This is a genomic window from Vibrio sp. Y58_MX_L22, assembly GCF_024181865.1.
GTDB classification, from domain to species: Bacteria; Pseudomonadota; Gammaproteobacteria; order Enterobacterales; family Vibrionaceae; genus Vibrio; species Vibrio alginolyticus.
The window spans coordinates 202,476-222,714 of record NZ_JAMZAN010000003.1; the positions used below are offsets into that span (position 1 = coordinate 202,476).

The 20,239-nt window shown below is 45.0% G+C and carries 8 protein-coding genes; 3 read left to right on the forward strand and 5 right to left on the reverse strand.

Going from position 1 to position 20,239, the window contains the following annotated elements:
• Nucleotides 1-72: 72 nt before the first annotated feature.
• The 4 genes from NL626_RS08660 to NL626_RS08675 form a co-directional block, all read right to left on the reverse strand.
• A complete protein-coding gene (locus NL626_RS08660; RefSeq protein ID WP_253657236.1) occupies nucleotides 73-9,705 on the reverse strand; it encodes an Ig-like domain-containing protein in 9,633 nt (3,210 codons plus the stop codon).
• Between the two features lie 120 nt (nucleotides 9,706-9,825).
• Nucleotides 9,826-10,440 (reverse strand): phage tail protein, encoded by a 615-nt coding sequence (locus NL626_RS08665; RefSeq protein ID WP_005373442.1) that lies wholly within the window; start codon nucleotides 10,438-10,440, stop codon nucleotides 9,826-9,828.
• 146 nt (nucleotides 10,441-10,586) lie between these two features.
• Nucleotides 10,587-11,534: a formyltransferase family protein gene (locus NL626_RS08670; protein WP_253657237.1), complete on the reverse strand. Its 948-nt coding sequence runs from the start codon at nucleotides 11,532-11,534 to the stop codon at nucleotides 10,587-10,589.
• A gap of 7 nt (nucleotides 11,535-11,541) precedes the next feature.
• Nucleotides 11,542-12,840 carry a hypothetical protein gene (locus NL626_RS08675; protein ID WP_253657238.1) on the reverse strand — a complete coding sequence of 433 codons (1,299 nt, stop codon included), beginning with the start codon at nucleotides 12,838-12,840 and terminating at the stop codon, nucleotides 11,542-11,544.
• A gap of 868 nt (nucleotides 12,841-13,708) precedes the next feature.
• Between NL626_RS08675 and NL626_RS08680 the strand changes: the two genes are divergently transcribed.
• Nucleotides 13,709-16,882: an AAA family ATPase gene (locus NL626_RS08680; RefSeq protein ID WP_054576105.1), complete on the forward strand. Its 3,174-nt coding sequence runs from the start codon at nucleotides 13,709-13,711 to the stop codon at nucleotides 16,880-16,882.
• 134 nt (nucleotides 16,883-17,016) lie between these two features.
• Here the strand turns inward: NL626_RS08680 and NL626_RS08685 are convergent, their stop codons facing one another.
• The gene (locus NL626_RS08685; RefSeq protein ID WP_017635215.1) at nucleotides 17,017-17,490 is read right to left on the reverse strand and encodes a DUF1842 domain-containing protein; all 474 of its coding nucleotides are present in this window, start codon (nucleotides 17,488-17,490) and stop codon (nucleotides 17,017-17,019) included.
• 283 nt (nucleotides 17,491-17,773) lie between these two features.
• Between NL626_RS08685 and NL626_RS08690 the strand changes: the two genes are divergently transcribed.
• The gene (locus NL626_RS08690; RefSeq protein WP_005373452.1) at nucleotides 17,774-19,465 is read left to right on the forward strand and encodes an FAD-binding oxidoreductase; all 1,692 of its coding nucleotides are present in this window, start codon (nucleotides 17,774-17,776) and stop codon (nucleotides 19,463-19,465) included.
• An 87-nt stretch (nucleotides 19,466-19,552) separates the two neighbouring features.
• A complete protein-coding gene (locus NL626_RS08695; protein ID WP_005373454.1) occupies nucleotides 19,553-19,879 on the forward strand; it encodes a hypothetical protein in 327 nt (108 codons plus the stop codon).
• The last annotated feature ends 360 nt before the right edge of the window (nucleotides 19,880-20,239 follow it).

Consider the following 20,239-nt stretch of genomic DNA (forward strand, 5'->3'; position numbering starts at 1 on the left):
ATCTCCAGTGATTTACCATACCGCTTCATGAACAATTGGGATATAAATTATCGAAAAATACCAAACCATAAGTTAATACGCTGCTAACGGCTCAAAAAAATAACGAAGTTGTAGCGCAATTATATCAACATCATTTTCATGTAAAAAATAACGAGCGCCTTGGACACCGATCTCCCAATTATCTGAGAGGTTGTAGCCAACTTCTGCACCAATATATCCATCAAAACCATCCACTTCCGTCGTTATCTTGCTGCCTTGATACGTACTTTCAATATCGGTTTCCCAGAACAAGCCCCCCAAACTCAGTTTTGCGGACCATGAATTGTATTGCCAGAACTTATAACCGATGTCGAAGCCCATGCCCTTAACAAGGAGTGGTGCTATCGATGCGACATTGGCGTGATAGTCTTCTGGTGAAGTAGTAGCACTACGCAATGTAGCACTACCTTCACCCATATCAATATAACGAATAGTTCCAGACCATTGATCAGAAAAAGTATATCCCAACCCGACAGAGCGATAGAACCCGGTGTTGTCAGTAGAGATTACGTTATCACCTTTAACAGCATCAAGCTCATCTGCATGGCTTGACCCCATTTGAACATCAACATACCAGCCCGCTTGACTACTAAAACTAAACACAGCAATTAGTGCTAGAGCACTGTTTCTTCCATAACGTTGCATGGCTCCTAACAAAATCAAAAGCATCAACACCATGCCACCCAATGATCCTGCTGAAGTATTTTCAACCTTTACATCTCTTACCAACTTAACGGTCACTATAACTTTCCCCGCGTCTTGCAGGCCTTGGCTATCCTGAATGATATATGTCAACACATCATTGCCTTCAAACCCTGAGGTAGGGGTATAGGTCACGCTCTGATCTGCATTCATGACCGCCTGCCCATACTGCGCTTGGACTGAAACCAACTTCAATGTGTCGTTATCCGGATCGGTATCGTTAGCAAGGACATAAACCGTGACAGGGGTACGATCATCGGTGGTAATATTATCGTCCACCGCATTCGGATTCTGACTGTTTACCACATTTACCGTCACCTTCGCCGATCCCGTTCCACCATTACCATCCGTTACGCTATAAGTGATCAAAGCCTCCCCGTAGTACTGTGGTTGAGTGACATAACTTAGTTTGTTATCAACCACACTAACACTACCAATATCTACAGAAGCGCGACTTACCTTCAGCCCATCACCATCAGCATCAGCATCATTGCTCAATACATCGATCGTCACCGTACCATTGAGACTAACAAACGCATTGTCGTCAATCGCTTGAGGGAGTGTATTATTGCTTACACGAGCGGCAACGACGCCAGGGTCAACGACACTGCCATTAGCCAATCCGTCATCATCGTTCGGACCACCGTCTTCAATGGTAAGTTGTACACACCAGTCACCTTCAGTCAGACCCTGTGACCATGAACTGTGCCCTGGTGGCGGACAATAACCAGCCTCGCCAGCACTAGAAGAAACCGTGTTTTGAGCATCCTCAATAAAGTCTATCCACCCCTGTTCAGCGTTATACTTTCGGTACACTGCATTTGCTGGAACAGGTAAACGCTGAGGCAAAACTAATTGATAGCTTTGGCCGGGCAGCGGCAAATTAGTTACTACAAAATCAAAGATTCCCCCTATGCTCTTCATGTTGATATCTTTAGGAAGCTCCTCATCCAGCAATAAAGCTCCTCCTGTTGCGTTAGTCAGAATGGTTATTCCTTTGCGTAAACAGACACCTGGCTGCCCCTCAATGAGGAAGCGATCTTTTTCTGACACAACCTGTTGAATTACGTTACAGTCAGAAATTGCATCAAGATAATCAGGGATACCATCACCATCACTATCATTATGACCTTCTTGATCATCCGGGATTAAGTCGCCATCACTGTCTTCACTCCCGAGCTCCGCCAATGTTTGTACCACTTCTAAATAGACATTCCGTGTCACTGATAATGGTGGAGTGCCATTGTCAGTAACTGTCAATTGCAAATTGTAAATCGCTGAACTCAGTAATTGCGGAGAGAAAGTCAATGTTTCGCTGTACATCTGCCCCGCAATCGCTTGGTTAAGTACATCGCTATCACTACTCCATCTGAAACTGTGTATATCGGACATATTGGCATCACTAACACTGCTCGTGATTGTGACCGGTTCAACACCATTTTCAATTTGGCTCCGCTGCTCCCCCGCCTGAGATACACTTACCGTGACCTTCGGAGCCACATTCTCTTCAAAGATTGTCAAGGTGTAACGACGCTTACTACCTAGATTAAGGGTGCTGTCCAGATCAATCACTAAGGTTTCAACGCCCTCATTTTGTCCATCATTAAGTAGTTCGAACGAAAGTTTGCCTTCGGTACCACTAGGTATCACCACTTCACCAGAGGTGAGCGTGTGGTCATCACTGTCCGTGCTTCCTGAAACCGTATAAGGTATGATTACTGGGTAGCTCGGCGAAGGACCGTTAAGGTGTATCGATACGCTATGATTGGTGCCTTCCGTGGTTTGCGCATCTTTGGAGATACTTATCAGTGGATACACTGTTACCGTTTGACTAGCTTCAGCGACGTTTCCATCAGAGTCTTGAGTGCGCCAATAGACCGTATTAGTTCCAGGTCGGAAAAAGGTCGTGCTGTCGACCAATGAAACAGGTAATAGCTTGCCTGTACTATCTCGTGCCACAGCAGAGCCTAATGCAACTTTAGTAAAGAGCGAAGTTGCGTTCACTTCGATATCTGAAGGTGCGACTATTGTTGGTGCGTCCAATTGCGCACTTTTAATTGTCACGATTGCTTTCGCGGTGGCCTTTCCACCATTACCATCTTTCACACTGTATTGCACTGCCACTGTACCAATTGAGGTCGTTACCAATTGGATTTGACTGCCCACAATCGTTGCCGTTCCAGATGTAGGTTTAACCCATTCCAGTTGTAATGTATCTAGGTCAATATCGCTGTCGTTGCTGAGTACATCCAATAAGTAGCTACCATCGTTACTCTCGGTAAAGACATAGGTATCATTAACCGCCACTGGCTCATCATTGACGTTGATTACCGTGATGCTAAACGCTGCTAGAGATGTGCTTAGCTCACCGTCTGAGACACTAATAACAATATTATTGGTGCTGCCAACATGCTCATTTGCCGGCGTACCACTTAGCAACCCAGTTACTCTATCAAAGGTTGCCCATGATGGTTTATTGCGGATTGAAAAGCTCAAGCTACTACTATCAACATCCGATGCCTGCAGTGCAAAGCGATACGTACTGCCTTCGTTGACGGTAAGAGCAGGAGTGCCACTGATCATCGGCGCGTCATTGACATTGTTAACCACAATACTGAATCTATTGAGCATTGTTGTCGTGAGACCATCAGAAACCGAGATAACAATGCCCTGATATTTGCCAACATCACCATTATCTGGAGTACCACTGAGCGTGCCTGTTGATGCATCAAAGCTAGCCCAAGATGGCTTGTTCACGATACTGAAGGTGAAGGCTTGGCTGTCAACATCTGACACTTGTGGCGTGAACAAATAGGTGCTGTCTTCATTCACTTGTGTTGCTGGTGAGCCAGAGATAACGGGTGCATCGTTAACGTTATTCACAGTAATCGAAAACGCTGACAATGAGGAAGAAATAGTGCCATCGGATACGCTAATCACGATATCTGGATAAGTCCCCACATAACGGTTACTTGGCGTGCCAGAAAGCGCTCCTGTTGTATTGTCAAATGTAGCCCAAGGTGGCTTGTTAGCTATCAAGTAGGTCAGAGTATCCGCTGGGTCATTATCCAATGCGGCGGGCACAAACTGATACACACTATCTTCATCCACTTGCGCCGATGGAGTACCCGTAATCACTGGCGAGTCATTAACGTTATTCACTGTGATGGTCACTAACGCCACTACAGAGGTAAGCTCTCCGTCACTTACGCTGTAAGTGAAACTGTCCTGACCAAAGAAGTTACTGTTACCCGTATAAACCGCGTGATTGCCTGTGACGGTAACATTACCGTTGACTGGCGATTTTACAATTTGATAGCTCAAAGATGAGCCTTCTGCATCGTTACCATTTAAAGTAATGGTCAGCGGTATTTCTTCCTCTCCCGTAGCACTGACACTGGTCGCGGTTGGTGTATCGTTGACTGCATTAACCGTCAAATCGACACGAACCTCTGTCGAGTCGAGATCACCGTCGTTGACCTTGAACAAGAAGAAGTCGGAGCCATTGAAGTCCGCTTCTGGTGTATAGCGCCAACGATTATTGGTCAACTGCTCTAGCACGCCATGACTGACTTGCTCAGTGATAAGATACTGCAGAGTGTCATCATCGTTATCAATATCTGAACCAACCAGCGTGATCACCAAACTATTGTCTTCATCAAGCGTTTGTGACTGTGCTTGCGCCATTGGTGCGTCGTTGACTGGTGTTACTGTCATGGTCACTGTTGCGGCGTTAGATACAGCACCTGCTAAGTCTGCCACCGTATAGGTGAAGCTATCTTCACCGAAGTAGTTCTCATTGGGGTTGTAAACAATCGCTCCTGACGCCGTCACGTTCACACTGCCATGTGCTGGCGTATCGACGACTGTGACACTAGTGAGTTCAAAACTGTCTCCAACATCGGCATCACTATCATTGCCTAATACATTGACCTCGAAGGAGCCTCCCTCTAGTAGTTGTGCACTGTTATCAACAGCAACGGGGGCATCATTCACTGGCGTAATATTGAGCGTGACGGTTGCAGGCATTGAGGCTGCTTGACCACTATCGGTTAGCATGTAGGTAAAGCTATGTTGACCATTAACGTTCGCTGTTGGCACAATCTTTAAGGTCCCATCGACATTGACACTGACCGTGGCAAAACTGTATACCCCCTCTCCTTGACCAAGATCTTGCAGGGTAATACTACTCGGGGTGAATGACCCATCTTCAATATCACTGTCGTTACTTAAAATATCGAGTGTCGATGTGATATCTTCATCAAAAGTAAAACTGTCTTCCTCCGCTACTGGTGAGTCATTGACGGAACCGATATTGACGCTGACCGTGGCCGCAAGAGAAACGCCGCCTTCACTGTCTGCGATCGTGTAAGTAAAGCTATCGCTACCATTTTCATTCGGATTCGGCGTATATACAAAAGTGCCTACAGTTTGATCAATGGCTACTTGTCCTTTTTGAGGCAAACTAACTAACGATAAATCACCCGTTGGGATGCCATCTTCAACATCCTCCGCTTGACTACGCGCGCTGACTGCTGCGCTTGCGGTATCTTCGTCGGTGTTGATGGTCAGCGCTTTAGCGACTGGCGCATCATTTATAGCCATGATAGTGACGGTCACTGTCGCCTCTTGCGACTCCTGCAGCAGGGCATCTTTCACGGTATAGGTAAAGCTATCTGTGCCTGTCTCATTATTATTTGGCGTATAGGTAACAACGCCGTTGCTGATCGACACCTGACCTTTAATTGGTTGCGTTTTAATCGTTGTAGAAGAAGCGACCATGTCATCATTAACATCGGAATCGTTGGCTAACAGATTAAATTGTTTCGCCGTATCTTCCTCAGTCGAGAAGCTATCATCAACTACCGTTGGCGCGACATCGTAGCGTTTGGTCACAGTATCCGTCACTGCATCAGATGCGTTGCCTGCGGCATCGGTTACCACCACGCTTACTGTCAACGTCCCCTCTTGCAAAATAGTGACGTCAATGCCCGTTACTTGCATGGTCTCCGAAGAAATTGTTTGACTAGCGCCGTCAATGGTCGTGGTACCGTCGGTCACGCTATAAGTGAACATCGCGTTCACTTCAGCTGCTGCGAAGGTAAAGCTCATCGCCTGTTCGTTGGTTTTGTTAATGCTCTCCTGATCAATGCTGATGCTATGTCCAGTCGGGATCCCCGTATCCACTGAGATCAACAACTGAGTCGCTGCTGTATTGAGGTTGCCAGCTGCGTCGCTAAATTTCTCGGCTGCAACATCAATAGTTGCATCCTCAGTGCTTTCTTCTGCAGGTGTAAAGGTAGCCGTGTAACTGGCGCTACTGCCCGCAAAGTTAGAAAGAGTTCCTCCAGCCACGGTCACATCGGCTTCGGAAAAATCAGTTGCGGCTTCACTCAAGGTAAACGTGAGTGTTGCCGTTTCACCCGCTTTCAACGCAGCGCTGGAGCTAGTGATACTAACGGTTGGAAGCACAGTATCGACGCTGATGGAAAGTGGTGTAGCTGCACTATTGGTGTTACCAGAGGCATCGGTAAATGTGCCTGTGGCAACTTCAATAGTACCGCTCGTCGCACTCTCTTCCGTTGGTGTAAAGGTCGCAGTGTAGCTGCTACTACTGCCAGCAAAACCAGACAAAGTACCGCCACTAACCGTGATATCCGCCTCGGTAAAATCGCTCGACGCTTCACTTAAGGTAAAGGTAATGGTCGCCGTTTCGTCCGCTTTCAGCGCCAATTTATCACTGGAGATAGTCACACTCGGCACTAAACTATCAACGGTTATAGACAGTTGAGGCGCAGCAGTGTTGCTATTCCCGGCAGCATCGGTAAAGAAATCTGCCGCCACGTTAATCGTCGCTGTACTTGTACTGTCTCTATCCGGCGTAAAGGTGGCCGTGTAATTGTCACCGCTGCCCGCAAAGTTAGACAAACTGCCGCCAGTGACGGTGACATCTGACTCAGTAAAGTCACTTGAGGACTCACTTAAGGTGAACGTGATACTCGCCGTTTCGCCAGAGATCAAATCAAGGTCTGAGCTGCTCAAAGAAACAGTTGGCCTCACGTTATCTAACGTAATTGTTGTGCTATCTATACTGGAGGTGTTGCCCGCCGCATCGCTCTGGCTCGCCGCGACCGTCAGGGTGCCGTTGTTAAACGCACTTACATCAAACTCACTGCCAATAGTCGTCCAAGCCCCGGTATTGTCGGCCGTCACCGTACGACTGACTGAGTTGTTATTGTCCGTGATGGTCACGGTCACACTATTGCCAGCCTCCGCGCCGGAGCCAGCAATCAGCACATCATTGTCTTCTGCCGCATTGACGATACCGTCGATTGCAATCGGCGTGGAAATGGTAACAGCGGATGGCGCTGCGTTATCTAGGGTTACGCTCTGGGTGGCTACGGTGGAGATATTACCTGCTATATCAGCTTGGGTTGCAGACACAGTCAGGGTGCCATTGCTCAAGCCACTGATATCCAGCTCGCTGCCGCTCAACGTCCAGTTGCCTGAGTTGTCGGTCGTCACCGTACGACTGACAGAGCTGTTGTTATCCGTGATAGTCACGGTCACGCTGTTGCCTGCTTCCGCGCCGGAGCCAGCAATCAACACATCGTTATCTTCCACTGCATTAACAATACCATCGGTTTCAATCGGTGTAGTGATGGTCACAGCTGATGGTGCGGCGTTATCTAAGGTAATGCTCTGGGTGGTCACTCTGGAGGTATTACCCGCCGTATCCGATTGCGTCACAGCAACTATGAGTGTGCCGTTGTTCAGGCCACTGACATCAAGCTCAATGCCGCTCAACGTCCAGCTGCCTGAGTTGTCGGCCGTCACCGTACGGCTGACAGAGCTGTTATTGTCCGTGATAGTCACGGTCACGCTATTGCCTGCTTCCGCACTGAAGCCAGCGATCAGTACGTCGTTGTCTTCTGCCGCATTGACGACCCCATCAGTTTCAATCGGCGTATTGATGATTACAGCAGATGGGTCTGCATTGTCCAGAGTAATACTCTGGGTGGCTGCGGTAGAAGTATTACCTGCTATATCTGCTTGGGTTGCAGACACAGTCAGGGTGCCGTTGTTAAACGCACTTACATCAAGCTCACTGCCGCTCAACGTCCAGTTGCCTGAGTTATCGGCCGTCACCGTACGCCTGACAGAACTGTTATTGTCCGTGATAGTCACGGTCACGCTGTTGCCTACTTCCGCGCCGGAGCCAGCAATCAGTACGTCGTTGTCTTCTGCCGCATTGACAATACCATCGGTTTCAATCGGCGTGGTGATGGTCACTGCTGATGGGGCTGCATTGTCTAGGGTAACACTCTGGCTAGCTGCGGTGGAGATATTACCTGCTATATCTGCTTGGGTTGCAGACACCGTCAGGGTGCCATTGTTCAGGCCACTGACATCCAGCTCGCTGCCGCTCAGCGTCCAGTTGCCTGAGTTGTCGGCCGTCACCGTACGACTGACAGAGCTGTTATTGTCTGTGATAGTCACGGTCACGCTGTTGCTTGCTTCCGCGCCGGAGCCAGCGATCAACACATCGTTGTCTTCTGCAGCGTTGACGATACTGTCAGCCTCAATCGGCGTGGTAATGCTCACTACGGATGGTGCTATTGTATCAATGGTGACACTTAACGCGTTGGATGCCGAGCTAACATTATCATCGCTATCAGACGCTTTAGCACTTATTGCATGTGTAATACCAGACGCCAACTCATTGGTTGTTATCTGCCAGTTTCCTCCAGTAGCAGTGCCTGTGCCAATAACCGTTGCACCTCCACCGACTTGATCACTGTATAAAGTAACGATCGATCCACTCTCAGAAGTCCCACTAAACGTTGGTGTAGTGTCACTGGTAATATTATCAGTATTTAATGACCCGGTATCCGAACTAGCATCTAAATCGGGTGTAGATGGCGCATTTGGCGTAGTATCGACTGTCGTAAAGTTAAATGTGGCATCATCGCTGATCCCAGCGAAGCTATTATTTGCGCTGTCAGCCACGGCACTGGATTCAATATGAATGGCGTAGGTCCGGTTCCCTGCCAGATCACTGGTTGGGTTTAAGTAAACTTTATTGTTGGTAACACTGATGCGACCAGCGCCTGGTGATGTTGTTTTGCCATCGCTTTCGGTGGCAACATTAAATACTTCAAAGTCGCGACTGTCGGTAACATTACGAATGGTAATATTGCCGCTCTTCAGCTCAATATTTTCATCGAAGGCAATCTCGATGTTGTTGCTAACAGAAACATTGGTTGCATCATCAGTGGGGGTTGAGCTCGCACTGACAAAAGTAGGCGCGGTAGAGTCTGAAACCGCAGCGTCATCAATCTTGATACTTCTGATAAGATAACGAGAGTCAGCACCCGGACTTCGGGTAAACGCCATAGTCACTGTATCAACGTCCTGCCATGCCGAATCATTAAAATCTGTACCACGGGTCAGGGTAAACAAGTCCTGTAACCCTGAGTTTGCTTCACCACCTTTTGGCAAGGTGACAGTTTCGGTCACTGTTTGAGTATCATTAGAGAAGCCAGTTAACACAAGTTGATACGTTTTATCTGAGTCTCGCGCCGACCCCTGCATAAAGGTAATTTCGTCGAAACTGAAGTTAGTACTTGATTTCTCAAAAAAGCGGAAGCCACGATTGTTGAACTCATTAATCATGGTATTTGAGTAAAGAACACCAGCTACAAATCCGAGGTCATTTAGGCCAGTAAACGGAGTGCTATCAGTGCTATTGCCGGCATCTAATACCATAGACACAGCACCTGCATTGGTAAGAGTGACTGAGGGCATACCCCCTGTGACGCCGGTCTCCACCTCACTAAAATTGGAACCTGAACCATTAGAGTAGTTAATCGTTTGCTGTGCAGCCCAGGCTCCACCGGAAAAAAACGCTGAGAACACCCATGCTGTTGTAATTGCGATCGCAACCTGACGATGTAATCTCATTTTCCTCTCCTGAAGATGACGGCCTTATCAACATGGCCGGGTTATCATAATCAACTTAAATATTTAATTTTTTTATAGGAAAGGATTAGCTAAAGATTCAGCCAATTCCTTCTTGGTTGATTAGCTGTGCGGTGGGTATACTCCCGCAGTGGCAATTAACCAATTAATCGGCAATACCGGGCTCAAAATATTAAGTGGCATTGAACCGCCTGTTTCAGTCACAGTTACAGTACCTCCGCCCGAGCCACTACCAGACACACTTAAGCCTTCGATCTCGGTCAAATCTGGTTGCTGAAACGTCGGTTTATAGAACCCGGGGGTAGAGTTTTGCGCTATATACGAATTACTATCGGGTACCTGTGTATTTGCAGCATTGGTAGCAACCTGCATCCTGCCTGTTACAGGTGCAGAAGTGCCAAGAGGGGTAAAAATTGCCGTATGTAAGTGTGCTGGCATTTGAGTTATATCAATAGTTACCAGTTCAGTACCCAATCTTTCTCCCTGATGATAATCCATCCCCCCAGGTCGTGTGCCTACACCAACTGGACTGCGGCCACGCAAATCAGGTAAACCAAAGGTAGTTCGGGCGTCACCTCCGTATAGAGTGCTAACTAGAGAGAAGAGCGCTGGATTATCTTCAATTGCCTGCATTTGCCCCGAGCACATTGCCCAATTTCTAATTGCAAAATTGCCACCAAATGCGGTTAGTGTCCCAAGATACGGTTCTGTAGCCATACTGTTCTTCCTTTCAACGTATACACTTAAGTTAAAACCAGCCCATAACGAAATTGGTGTGGTTGGTTAAAACTTTCCAATCTCGCATTACTAAATACCGTTACGGGCTTCATCACTGCCGCAAAGAGCCGTATTGAGATATTTATTTACTCACAAGCAGAAGCGTGCTGGAGCAATGACATCCCAGCATCTAGCCCAGCCATTTGCGCATAGCGATAACCCGAAAACACGCCTTGCGGTGTAGCAATAACATCTATTGATATGGCGCTATCTAACGTTTTCACTTGTAACCCATGTTGTGGGCTGATCTCGAGAATTCTCCCCGCCTCAACACCGACTAAAGAAGTCTCCATTGCGCTTGCTTGCAAAACATTGGCGACACCACTTGGCAAGCTCAACATCGCACCACCGAAGTCATGATTGCCTGCTCGCACTAAGTTGACGATTTCGCGACTCGTTTGCACGTTCCAACGAAGGTGCAGATCATGTTGGTTTACTGCTCGTGCCACTTCGCTGGGGTTTGATACTTGTTCACGCCAAACCAGCCCTTGCTTTTGTTGCGCGATGAGGAAGTCATACATCAGCTTAGCCGTCATTTGTGACGCTTTTTGCTGAGCACTGGTTAAGGTCTCAAACGGGTGAAATGGTACCTCTAACTCCATTCCTATAGCGCCGGAATCAGCCGATGCCTCAAGACGATGCAGGGTGAGGCTAAAGGTGTCTAAACCCTCTCTTAGTTGCCAATAGAGAGGCATCGGGCCTCGATACTCGGGCAGCTTTCCCGGATGAATGTTGTACAAGTTTCCGTTGAAAAACTGACACAGCGAGGAATGAACTATGTGCCTGAACAAATAGATAACGCCATCCGTGACTCGCCAAACATCGAGTTGCGCTATCAAAGCACTGCTGTCATTGGCGGTATACTGAGCAATATGAATCGATTGAGCGCTCAGATAGCTCTGTAGCTGCTGTAAGTCAGGATTTAGTTCTCCTTCCGGTACTACCACGCCCGCCAATTTATGCTGTTGTGCCAACAACTGAATGATGGGCAAGGCGTAACAACTTCCTGTAAAAACGACGTATTTTTGCTGCATATCGAAATCATCCATGGGTGGCGACAAAACCTGGCAATCCGGTTAACTGATAATAGAAACTGACCTTATCCCCTCCCTTCGCTTCAAAGTAATGGTGTTCAACAGCTTTGGGCTTGGCATCCACATAAAAAGTCATGTCGGGTTTAGGATGGGTAATACCAGAGTCGTATTGTCCGACCATCGCATCTCCGTAAGTATCGATATGGCTGTAAATGGCGAGGATACGTTTTGCCATATCTGGCACATCTTTCGGCAGCTCAATGGTGTTGCCTTGCAGCATTTTTATTCCACCATCTAGCTCAAAAATCTCGCTTCTGAGCAACATGGCTTTATTGACGTTAAGAATTTCTCCCAGATCAATTCGATCATCGATCGCTTCCGGCTGGCAATGGTTGGAATGTGCATACTCTGCTTTTTCCCATTGTTGATTAAATTCCGTCTCCCCGATGACCATCATGGCGCGCACAGATACCTGATTGGGGATCATTTCGCCTTGAATATGTAAATATTGAACCAAATGTTTCGCGATGCTGAGGAACCCTTCCCGACTAAAGCCATGCTGCATCGCTTCAAGTATCAGGAGATCAAACGTTTGAGTTGGCGAAAATTGGGTAGCATCTTCTTCCACTAAGGCTTCAATGTAGTCTGCGATATCGAGATCCGCGATCAATTGATTGAGTGCTTTAATGGCTCCGGGGTGAATATCTACTAGTGTCACCTGAAGCTGCTCTGCGCTAATTCGATCACTTTGTTTGTAGTGAGCAAGTAAAGGCAGCAGCAATGGTGCAAAGGGGCCGCAAGCTGGATAAAGCACTTTAACCTGTGACTTGTTGGCAAGCATATGTTGGATAGCTTTGTTTATACCACACGCAAAGCCTTTAATTCGGTACACATCTTTGATGGTGTGTTTACAGTTAAGTGGGGACATCACCAGCCCAGACGTGGAAATGTACTGTCGGGTCAGTTCCTCTTGAGTGAGTTTAGCCAGAGAAAGAGATTGGCAAGCGTTGCCATACATGGTCTGAAAGGCTTGCACCAGTGTTCGGTGCTCAACTTTCGTCTCCTTCAATACGAGCTCAACTGCCGCAGCGAAACTCTCTTTCAGTTGTCGTCGGCGTTCAGCCGTGCTGAGTTGGGTTTGGAGCATAGCCTCAAGTTGAGTCCGTAATGAGTACTTAAGCAGCTCATCCATTTCGGGTTCAGCAAAACCAAACTGTTGAGTTTGTTGCTGCACTTCTTCAACACCGACCGTCTCACGAGATTGAGGACGTTGCTGGTAGAATTCTATAGATGAGCCTTTTTGCATAATTCATGAACCTCACTTGCCGCTGTAGCAGTAGTTAATGATGTAACACACCTGTACTTGAGAAAAACATATGCCAGAGGTCCGCGTTACAATATCTCAGCTCCCGGCTCTAACTTCATAAACCGTACTGACAAAATTGGGCAGAAAAATTGAGATAAAAACAGTTCTAATCCTGTAAATTCAGAGAGTAGTAAATAGTTAGGGTAATAGGCCTTTCGATGTGATTCTTCTAAAGCAAGCGCTTGCCAATCCCCTCGATGGCAAGATCGTTTGACATATGGCAGCCACGCAGTCTCCTTAATAGAGGTAAGCGCGGCACTCAAGTGTGGTGTAATATGAAAGCCTTTTAACAGGCAGAAAAAGCCAATATCCATAGTATAAAGCCAACTATTTATAATATTGAAATTAAAATAATTTTTTCGGCAGTTATTTTGAAATTGCCGATATTTGATTTATAGACTAGAAAAAATCAGTTAGCCAGAATAGAGATCAAAAAAAACACTAAAAATAAGATTGTCAATTTATATCTCTAAAATTAAAGAATTTAATTTTTAAAGTTTAATGAAGTCCAATATAAGTTTAAGGTGTGCAATCTTTTAAAAGATATAAGTTTAAAGATATTTCAAAAAACTTATTAAGAAAAACATGAACTCACAAAAATAAATATCAAAATTATTAATAAAAAAACACCACTAATGTAACAATGAATTAAGGTGGTTTGAAGATTAAAATGCCCATTTCATTTTCGTATATAACATTTTAACTACTAGTATTATATATGTGGTGAAATAAGATAAATTTATTCACTCAACATATCCAATCGATTCAGGTTTACTGGGAAAAGCTATACGTTACAACGGAGTGAAATATGGCAAATAGGGATGGAAGAATTCCACTCAACGTATTACGACTCAAAGAACTGAGAAAGAAATTAGGACTGAGCCAAGAAAAACTGGCGGAAGAATGCTTTCAACAGGGTTTTGTCGTATCTATTGCTTCTATAAAGCGAGCAGAGTCTGGGGCGAATGTGCTGTATCGTACCGCATCCAATCTCGCGGAATACTTTTCTGTCCCCGTAGAGGACCTTTTAATAGATCGGGCCTCAGAACCATTATTTACAAATGTATCTTCATCACCACCATATTTTTTTATTTTTGCAATCGAAGCAAAGTGTGATTTGACCGCAAAGGCTCTGCAAACCTTACTTCTCAGCCAAAACACTACACCCATAATACAAAACCGAACGTTTGTTCTTACTTGGTCTTTACAGGAATCGGACGAATATATTTTTGAGCGAATTCGACAACTAGCCCTTCAATTAAAGGTTGCTCTTTCGGCTTCGATTCGGTCTTTTATCAATGTGAAATACATGCATCGAATCACTGAGCTATCGGAACATCCGAATGCGATAACCCCAATCAATGAAATCCTAGTTAAAATCCCTTGGGGAGAAATAGCTGCTTGTCCTTGCTTTATCTCGTCCAATTGTGCCAGACCAATAAAACCTTTTCTAACAGGAGAGCCAGACTTCAACAACTGGCATTTTGTATCCTTACACCAAAACCATACTGACTGTTTCGTAGGGCGTAAACTTGAACTAGAAACATTGAATAGCGGAATCAAGCGATGGCAAAAACAAGAAGCAGGCCAAACGTATTGTATTACTGGTACCGCAGGGATAGGAAAGACCAGCCTACTCAACCAGGTCATTTCGTCTTTGAGTCGTTCTTCGTGTTTAACCACAGAGATTCAAATCCTGAATCATGGCAGTGCTGATCTCTTGTCCCCTCAAAATATATTCACTCGGGCAATTTGTTCATTTACTCGTGAAGATACCGATGATTCTATTCGTCAGCAGACTGTCGAGTCATCAATTCCCTCTTCTTTCCATCTCTGCCTTTATTGGTTAATGGGGGTAACACTCAACGAATCAGAAAAACAGCTGCTGAACTTAATGGAGTTCCAAACGCTGAAACAAACGATAGAGCAATCTATCCCTTTCTTAATTCAACAACGGCAGACCAGCAAACCGCATTTGATTATTGTTGAAGATGTCCATTGGGCCGACGAGGTAATGTTGGCATTTCTTGAGACACTGCTACCTTATATTACAAACACCAATATTTTACTCTTTCTGACGTTTAGGCAGCAAAAACGACTTAGTTCCAAACAATCTTGGTTTGCCAACGTGAATCTAATCGAACTTAGGGAGTTATCATCTGAAGAGTCTTACGAGTTAGCTTGCTCAATCACATGCCAACAGAATAAACATATCAATGACTGTATAAAGCTTGCGAAAGGCCATCCTCTATACTTACGCCAAACACTACTTTGTTCTCAGTTTGATAAAGACGTTCCGGAGTCATTGGAACATTTAGTTTCGATACAATTAGCTCAACTTCCAGCCCAAGATCGCCAAGCACTCTGTACTGCATCTGTGTTGGGGCAGTACTTTCAACTGGAGCAACTGCGTGAAATCACTCGAATTCCCGGCTACGTACCAGATAAGTTAGTCGACGCTGGCTTAGTAAAACTCAATGGCGATCAATACCTTTTCCATCATGATTTGATTTGTAATGCTGTTTTCCGTCAAATAGACAAGTCACAGTGTTCAAAAATACACATGGCCTGCGCAAAATGGTATGAGAACCGAGATCGGTTCTTATATGCAGTCCATATCAATCATGCCAAGGGCGAAGGTGTATTTACTGTTCTTGACCAGACCGCCAAACATTACCTGAGCAATTATCAATTTGAAAAAGCACTGACTCTTATTGAATACGCTATTAAAGAGTCACCTAAAGCACAGATGGCGTATGCACTAAATATGAAAGGAAACTGCCTGTATTCGATGGGACGCATCAAAGAGAGTATTGAGGTTCTTGAGCAAGCGATTCATCACACAGAAAATGATTCTGAACGTGTTCAATACTATTTAGACCTCATTAACCCCTACCGTTTAACCGACAACTTTGTACAAGCGATGTCGATTTTAGACCAAGCCCAAGCCCTGTGCGAAAAGCTGACGTTAAATAAATCTTTGTGTGAAATTCACTCGATGAGAGGTAATATGCTGTTCCCCACTGGGCAGCTAGACGAATGTGAGAAAGAACATTTACTTGCATTAGATTACAGTCAACGAGCAAACTGTTTTCGCGCGAAAGCAAAATCGCTTGGCGGCCTCGGTGATTGTGCCTACGCACAAGGAAAAATGGCTCGCTCATACGAGTACTTAACCGAGTGTTTGCAACTGTGTGAAGAGCATCAGTTGCTTTCGATTGAAACTGCCAATCGCTACATGCTGGCAACAGTGATGATCTATCAACTGCAATCTGACGAAGCACTAAAACAGGCTCAGCATGCCTCGAATCTTGCCTATCTCACGGCAAACCGCCGAGCAGAAATTGTTTCTAGGCTTACGGCTGCATGGATCTTTCTCGACCGTAATGTCTTGGTGCAAGCTGAAAACGAAATCTCGACCGCTCTACAACTTTCAAAACAGCTTAATGCTCATCGATTTGTCGCTTTTCTTTTGGAGTCCAGTGCAAGATTGCACTGGTATCAGGGAAAAGAGGAGAAAGCCCTTTCGGACATCGACACGGCTCTAGATCTTGTTCATATCAATAAGCTACACAATTTTATTGGTCCTTGGCTCGTATCTACCAAGGCACTTATTTGTGGCGATGAATCAACGGCCCTCTCCGCTTTGCGCACTGGTGAGGCTTGGCTAGAATCTACCTGTGTTGGTCATAATTATTTACGCTTTTACCAACAAGGAATCCAAGTAGCGTGGCAGTATAAGCAGCCTACGCTACTTCGAAAATATCGCGATAAGCTGTCTAACTTCACCCAAGAAGATCCGCATCCATGGGGTGATTTTTATATTGAACAAGCGAATCTGATGCTTGCCTTACTCGACCAGTCCAGCTCCGTCTCTGAGTTGTTAAACTTCAATCAGGCCGCGCGTAAGCATCAACTGAATCAGGCTCAAATAAGTGTTGATGAGCTCGACCATTGGCTCTCCACATCTACTCAACCATGAAATATTCAATAAACGAAGAAAGTCGATTAATTGCACCTTCAAGTCATCGTGTTTACTCGATTTACCTCGTCAAACACAGATATTCGAAACCATCGAATATCTGTGTTTTGGCACAGTGTCATCGCTGATGAGATTTATGCTGGCGCAAGATCATTTTGCTCCACCTTAAAGTTCTCGATGCTAGGAACATGCTCAGGCAAAAGTAGAGTAACGCGTTGATTTGCTGCTTCAATCCATTTACCTGAACTATTTTTATATCGATAGAATGCCACGCCTGACTTCCAATCATCATTAAGTAGGAGGTTGAGCGTTACGTTATGAAGATCAGCTCCTAAAGGAGCAATGCCTAGATAAGGCTGGTAGCCCTGCAACGTCACCATGATATGACAATCACCCATCGTGCATTGATAGTTGAAACTACCATTGAGATCAGACACCACATTTAACGGTGGGTTAACGGCCTGAAAGATATGTCCTTTACCCACTATTGATTTGTCTTCGCTGGCCACGAGTAGATTAACATCGAAGCTCACTCCTCCAGGTAAGCCGTTACCAATTTGATAATGAGCAGTAAAAATTGCTTGTGATTCTTTTGAGTCCATTTTCATTGTGTTCTCCAACTGAATTTATTGTCGTTAGTGACCCATTCAATGTAGATAACACGTCATTCTGGTTCAGTATCAATTTAGGCTCAGATCTACTTGACTACATAAATTATCCACGGTCACGCAGATGCCGATCGTTCTTTTCATCAACCAGATATTGTTGCTCTCTCGCTGATGCTTTTGGCGATTTGTACAGAACAACTGATACCAAACTGATATGGTGAATGTATGCATTTGGTTTAATATTTGAACAACTATTCAATACATAAGCCAAATGGAAAAAATAATGGAACATGAATGGATGCAGGGAACGAAAGAAAACCAAGTGGTAGAACAGCACCCTAACCCTCAAATACAACGCCTCGCTGTACTTAGCGCGTACTCAATCTCAGTCAATAATGCCAAACTGTTTATTCAGAAAATGGATAAGTGCGGTTTTCCTAAAGAACGATTACTGACACCTCTTGAAAACACGGTTTCACCGGTTCCCGGTTTGAACCAATATCAAGTCGAGTCACTCATCTTCAATACTCGCTATCAACACCAACCCTTTGTCATTGTCATGTGCGAAAGTACGCAAGAAGTTCAGCAAGCCTATCTAACAGCAACTCAATTCAATCTCCCGATTCGTGTTCGCTCAGGAGGGCATGATCACGCAGGTGAATGCAGTGGTGACAACGTCATTTTGATTGACGTGAGCAGAATTAAGACCTTCCAATTGTGTGACAATATTGCCACCATTGGTGCTGGCTATCGCTTCTATCAACTGACACCAAAACTTGCAGAGCATGATCGAATGATTGCACATGGAACCTGTGCCACAGTTGGGTTGACTGGCTATATTCAAGGCGGAGGATGGGGCCCTTGGACGCGAAAATACGGCATGTGTTGTGAGCACCTAGTGAGTGCAACCGTGGTATTGGGTGATGGTACGATCACAGAAGTCTCAGCAGAGTCCAACCCTCACCTATTTTGGGCACTAAGAGGCGGCGGAGGCATGAGCTATGGCATTGTTACCGAGCTACGCGTAAAAACATTCCCTTTACCCAAAGAGATCCACCGCTTCGAGCTTCAGTGGAACCTCTATCCAAAAATCAACGGTATGCTTCAGCCAATACCAACGCACCCTACCATAGATGTGCTAAAAAATTGGGAGCAGGCTATAAAAAGCCTCGATACGCCTAAACTTCTTGGCACCAACTTGCAAATTGATGCTCTGCCTGAATCATCTAACCACTGTGATATTGAAACCATCAGCCATCACTGCACCATGTATGGCTACTGGGAAGGAACAGAACAAGATCTTCACCAATTTATAGCCGTTCAATTTGGCGCTTGCTTCCCTGATTTAGTTCAAGTCTATGAAGCACATGGCACTGACTTTGACGGGAAGAAATACGATCACTCCCTGATGAGCACATGGGGGCGCGATTCTTTGTGTCAAAACGGTTCTCCTTTCCCTCCCGATTATGACGCCCCAGCACCTCACAAAATCACTTCGCGATTGGTGTCAGAGCGAGGTCTTAAACCAGAAGGCTATACTGCACTTTTGCAAAGCTTAACTTCACCTTTGATAAAGCCAGAAAACCGCGATCAAGGGCTATTTAGTTACGTAACCTTAGGGGCGATCACTGGCGGTTTTTATCATCACTCAGACGACCTTGAAGACATATCTTTCCCCTACCGCCAGTGTCAATATACAGTCCAATACCAAACCTGGTGGAATGAAGAGATAAAGCAAAAACTAGAACTACAAAATAACCCAGTACTTGTTGATGTAAACAGAGCCATGGACTGGATTGATAAAGCCAGAGAAGCTGATATACCGGGAACCTATGGTGCCTTCATCAGCTTTAAAGATCCGGCAATTCCGACAAGCGTTTATTTTGATCGAAGCTACCGCGACTTAATCGGTATAAAAGAAAAATACGCTAAGGATAAGTTTAATCACCTTAGAACTAATAAGACCATCATTTAACATCAATATGCATCTTAAAAAGCATATATTAACAGAACGTCATTTGGCCGTTCTATCACGTATAGAAATTAAAAAAGAGGAAAAATTATGACAACTAAGGGTTCATTTTACGTTAAAAATAACTCCAACGATAAAATCACCGGATATGTGAGATTTAAAGACTCTCCGGAAATGGAGGTTCATTTCGACTTGAATATTGGCGAACAATCTGAATCTGCTAGTTTTGAATCCGGTGCCGCTACCCATGACTCCTGGTATTACAGTTTCAAAAAGGCAGGTAAAACCTATACTGGGGACAAGTCCTGTGCATACTATGCAAAAGATGAAAATAAAGGCCCCGTCGTTGTAGAAATCTTTAATGATAATTTAAAAATATCTCCACCACTTAGCGGTTCTTGTGAGAAAACTTTATAGCTGCTCACCTAATTCATCACTTCGCCCGAGACAGTTGCACAACTTCTCGGGCAGTTTCATTTCTCGGTATTTGGATTGAAGACTCTCCCCATTTTCAATCACAATCTGAAATTGTTAACTTTATGTTCTCACTTTATATCACCACTGCAAGATAATCGAATAAATACAAATCACTTTTAAAATAAACTTTAAATCTAGAGTAACCAAGATTGAAAAAATAAATATATTATTAATTTCTAAGATCAAAGAGTTTTACTTAATACATCACTTTTTATTTTAACTCTATCAACTGATACTAAACTGCTACTGACGTTTTTTGATTGAATGCTTAACTTAATAGCATGCGCTTATCTCAATGGC

Bases quoted from the DNA above. Each gene is read 5' to 3' on its own strand.
- NL626_RS08660 (WP_253657236.1), bottom strand. From the start codon at position 9,705: ATGAGATTACATCGTCAGGTTGCGATCGCAATTACAACAGCATGGGTG.
- NL626_RS08665 (WP_005373442.1), bottom strand. From the start codon at position 10,440: ATGGCTACAGAACCGTATCTTGGGACACTAACCGCATTTGGTGGCAAT.
- NL626_RS08670 (WP_253657237.1), bottom strand. From the start codon at position 11,534: ATGCAGCAAAAATACGTCGTTTTTACAGGAAGTTGTTACGCCTTGCCC.
- NL626_RS08675 (WP_253657238.1), bottom strand. From the start codon at position 12,840: ATGCAAAAAGGCTCATCTATAGAATTCTACCAGCAACGTCCTCAATCT.
- NL626_RS08680 (WP_054576105.1), top strand. From the start codon at position 13,709: ATGGCAAATAGGGATGGAAGAATTCCACTCAACGTATTACGACTCAAA.
- NL626_RS08685 (WP_017635215.1), bottom strand. From the start codon at position 17,490: ATGAAAATGGACTCAAAAGAATCACAAGCAATTTTTACTGCTCATTAT.
- NL626_RS08690 (WP_005373452.1), top strand. From the start codon at position 17,774: ATGGAACATGAATGGATGCAGGGAACGAAAGAAAACCAAGTGGTAGAA.
- NL626_RS08695 (WP_005373454.1), top strand. From the start codon at position 19,553: ATGACAACTAAGGGTTCATTTTACGTTAAAAATAACTCCAACGATAAA.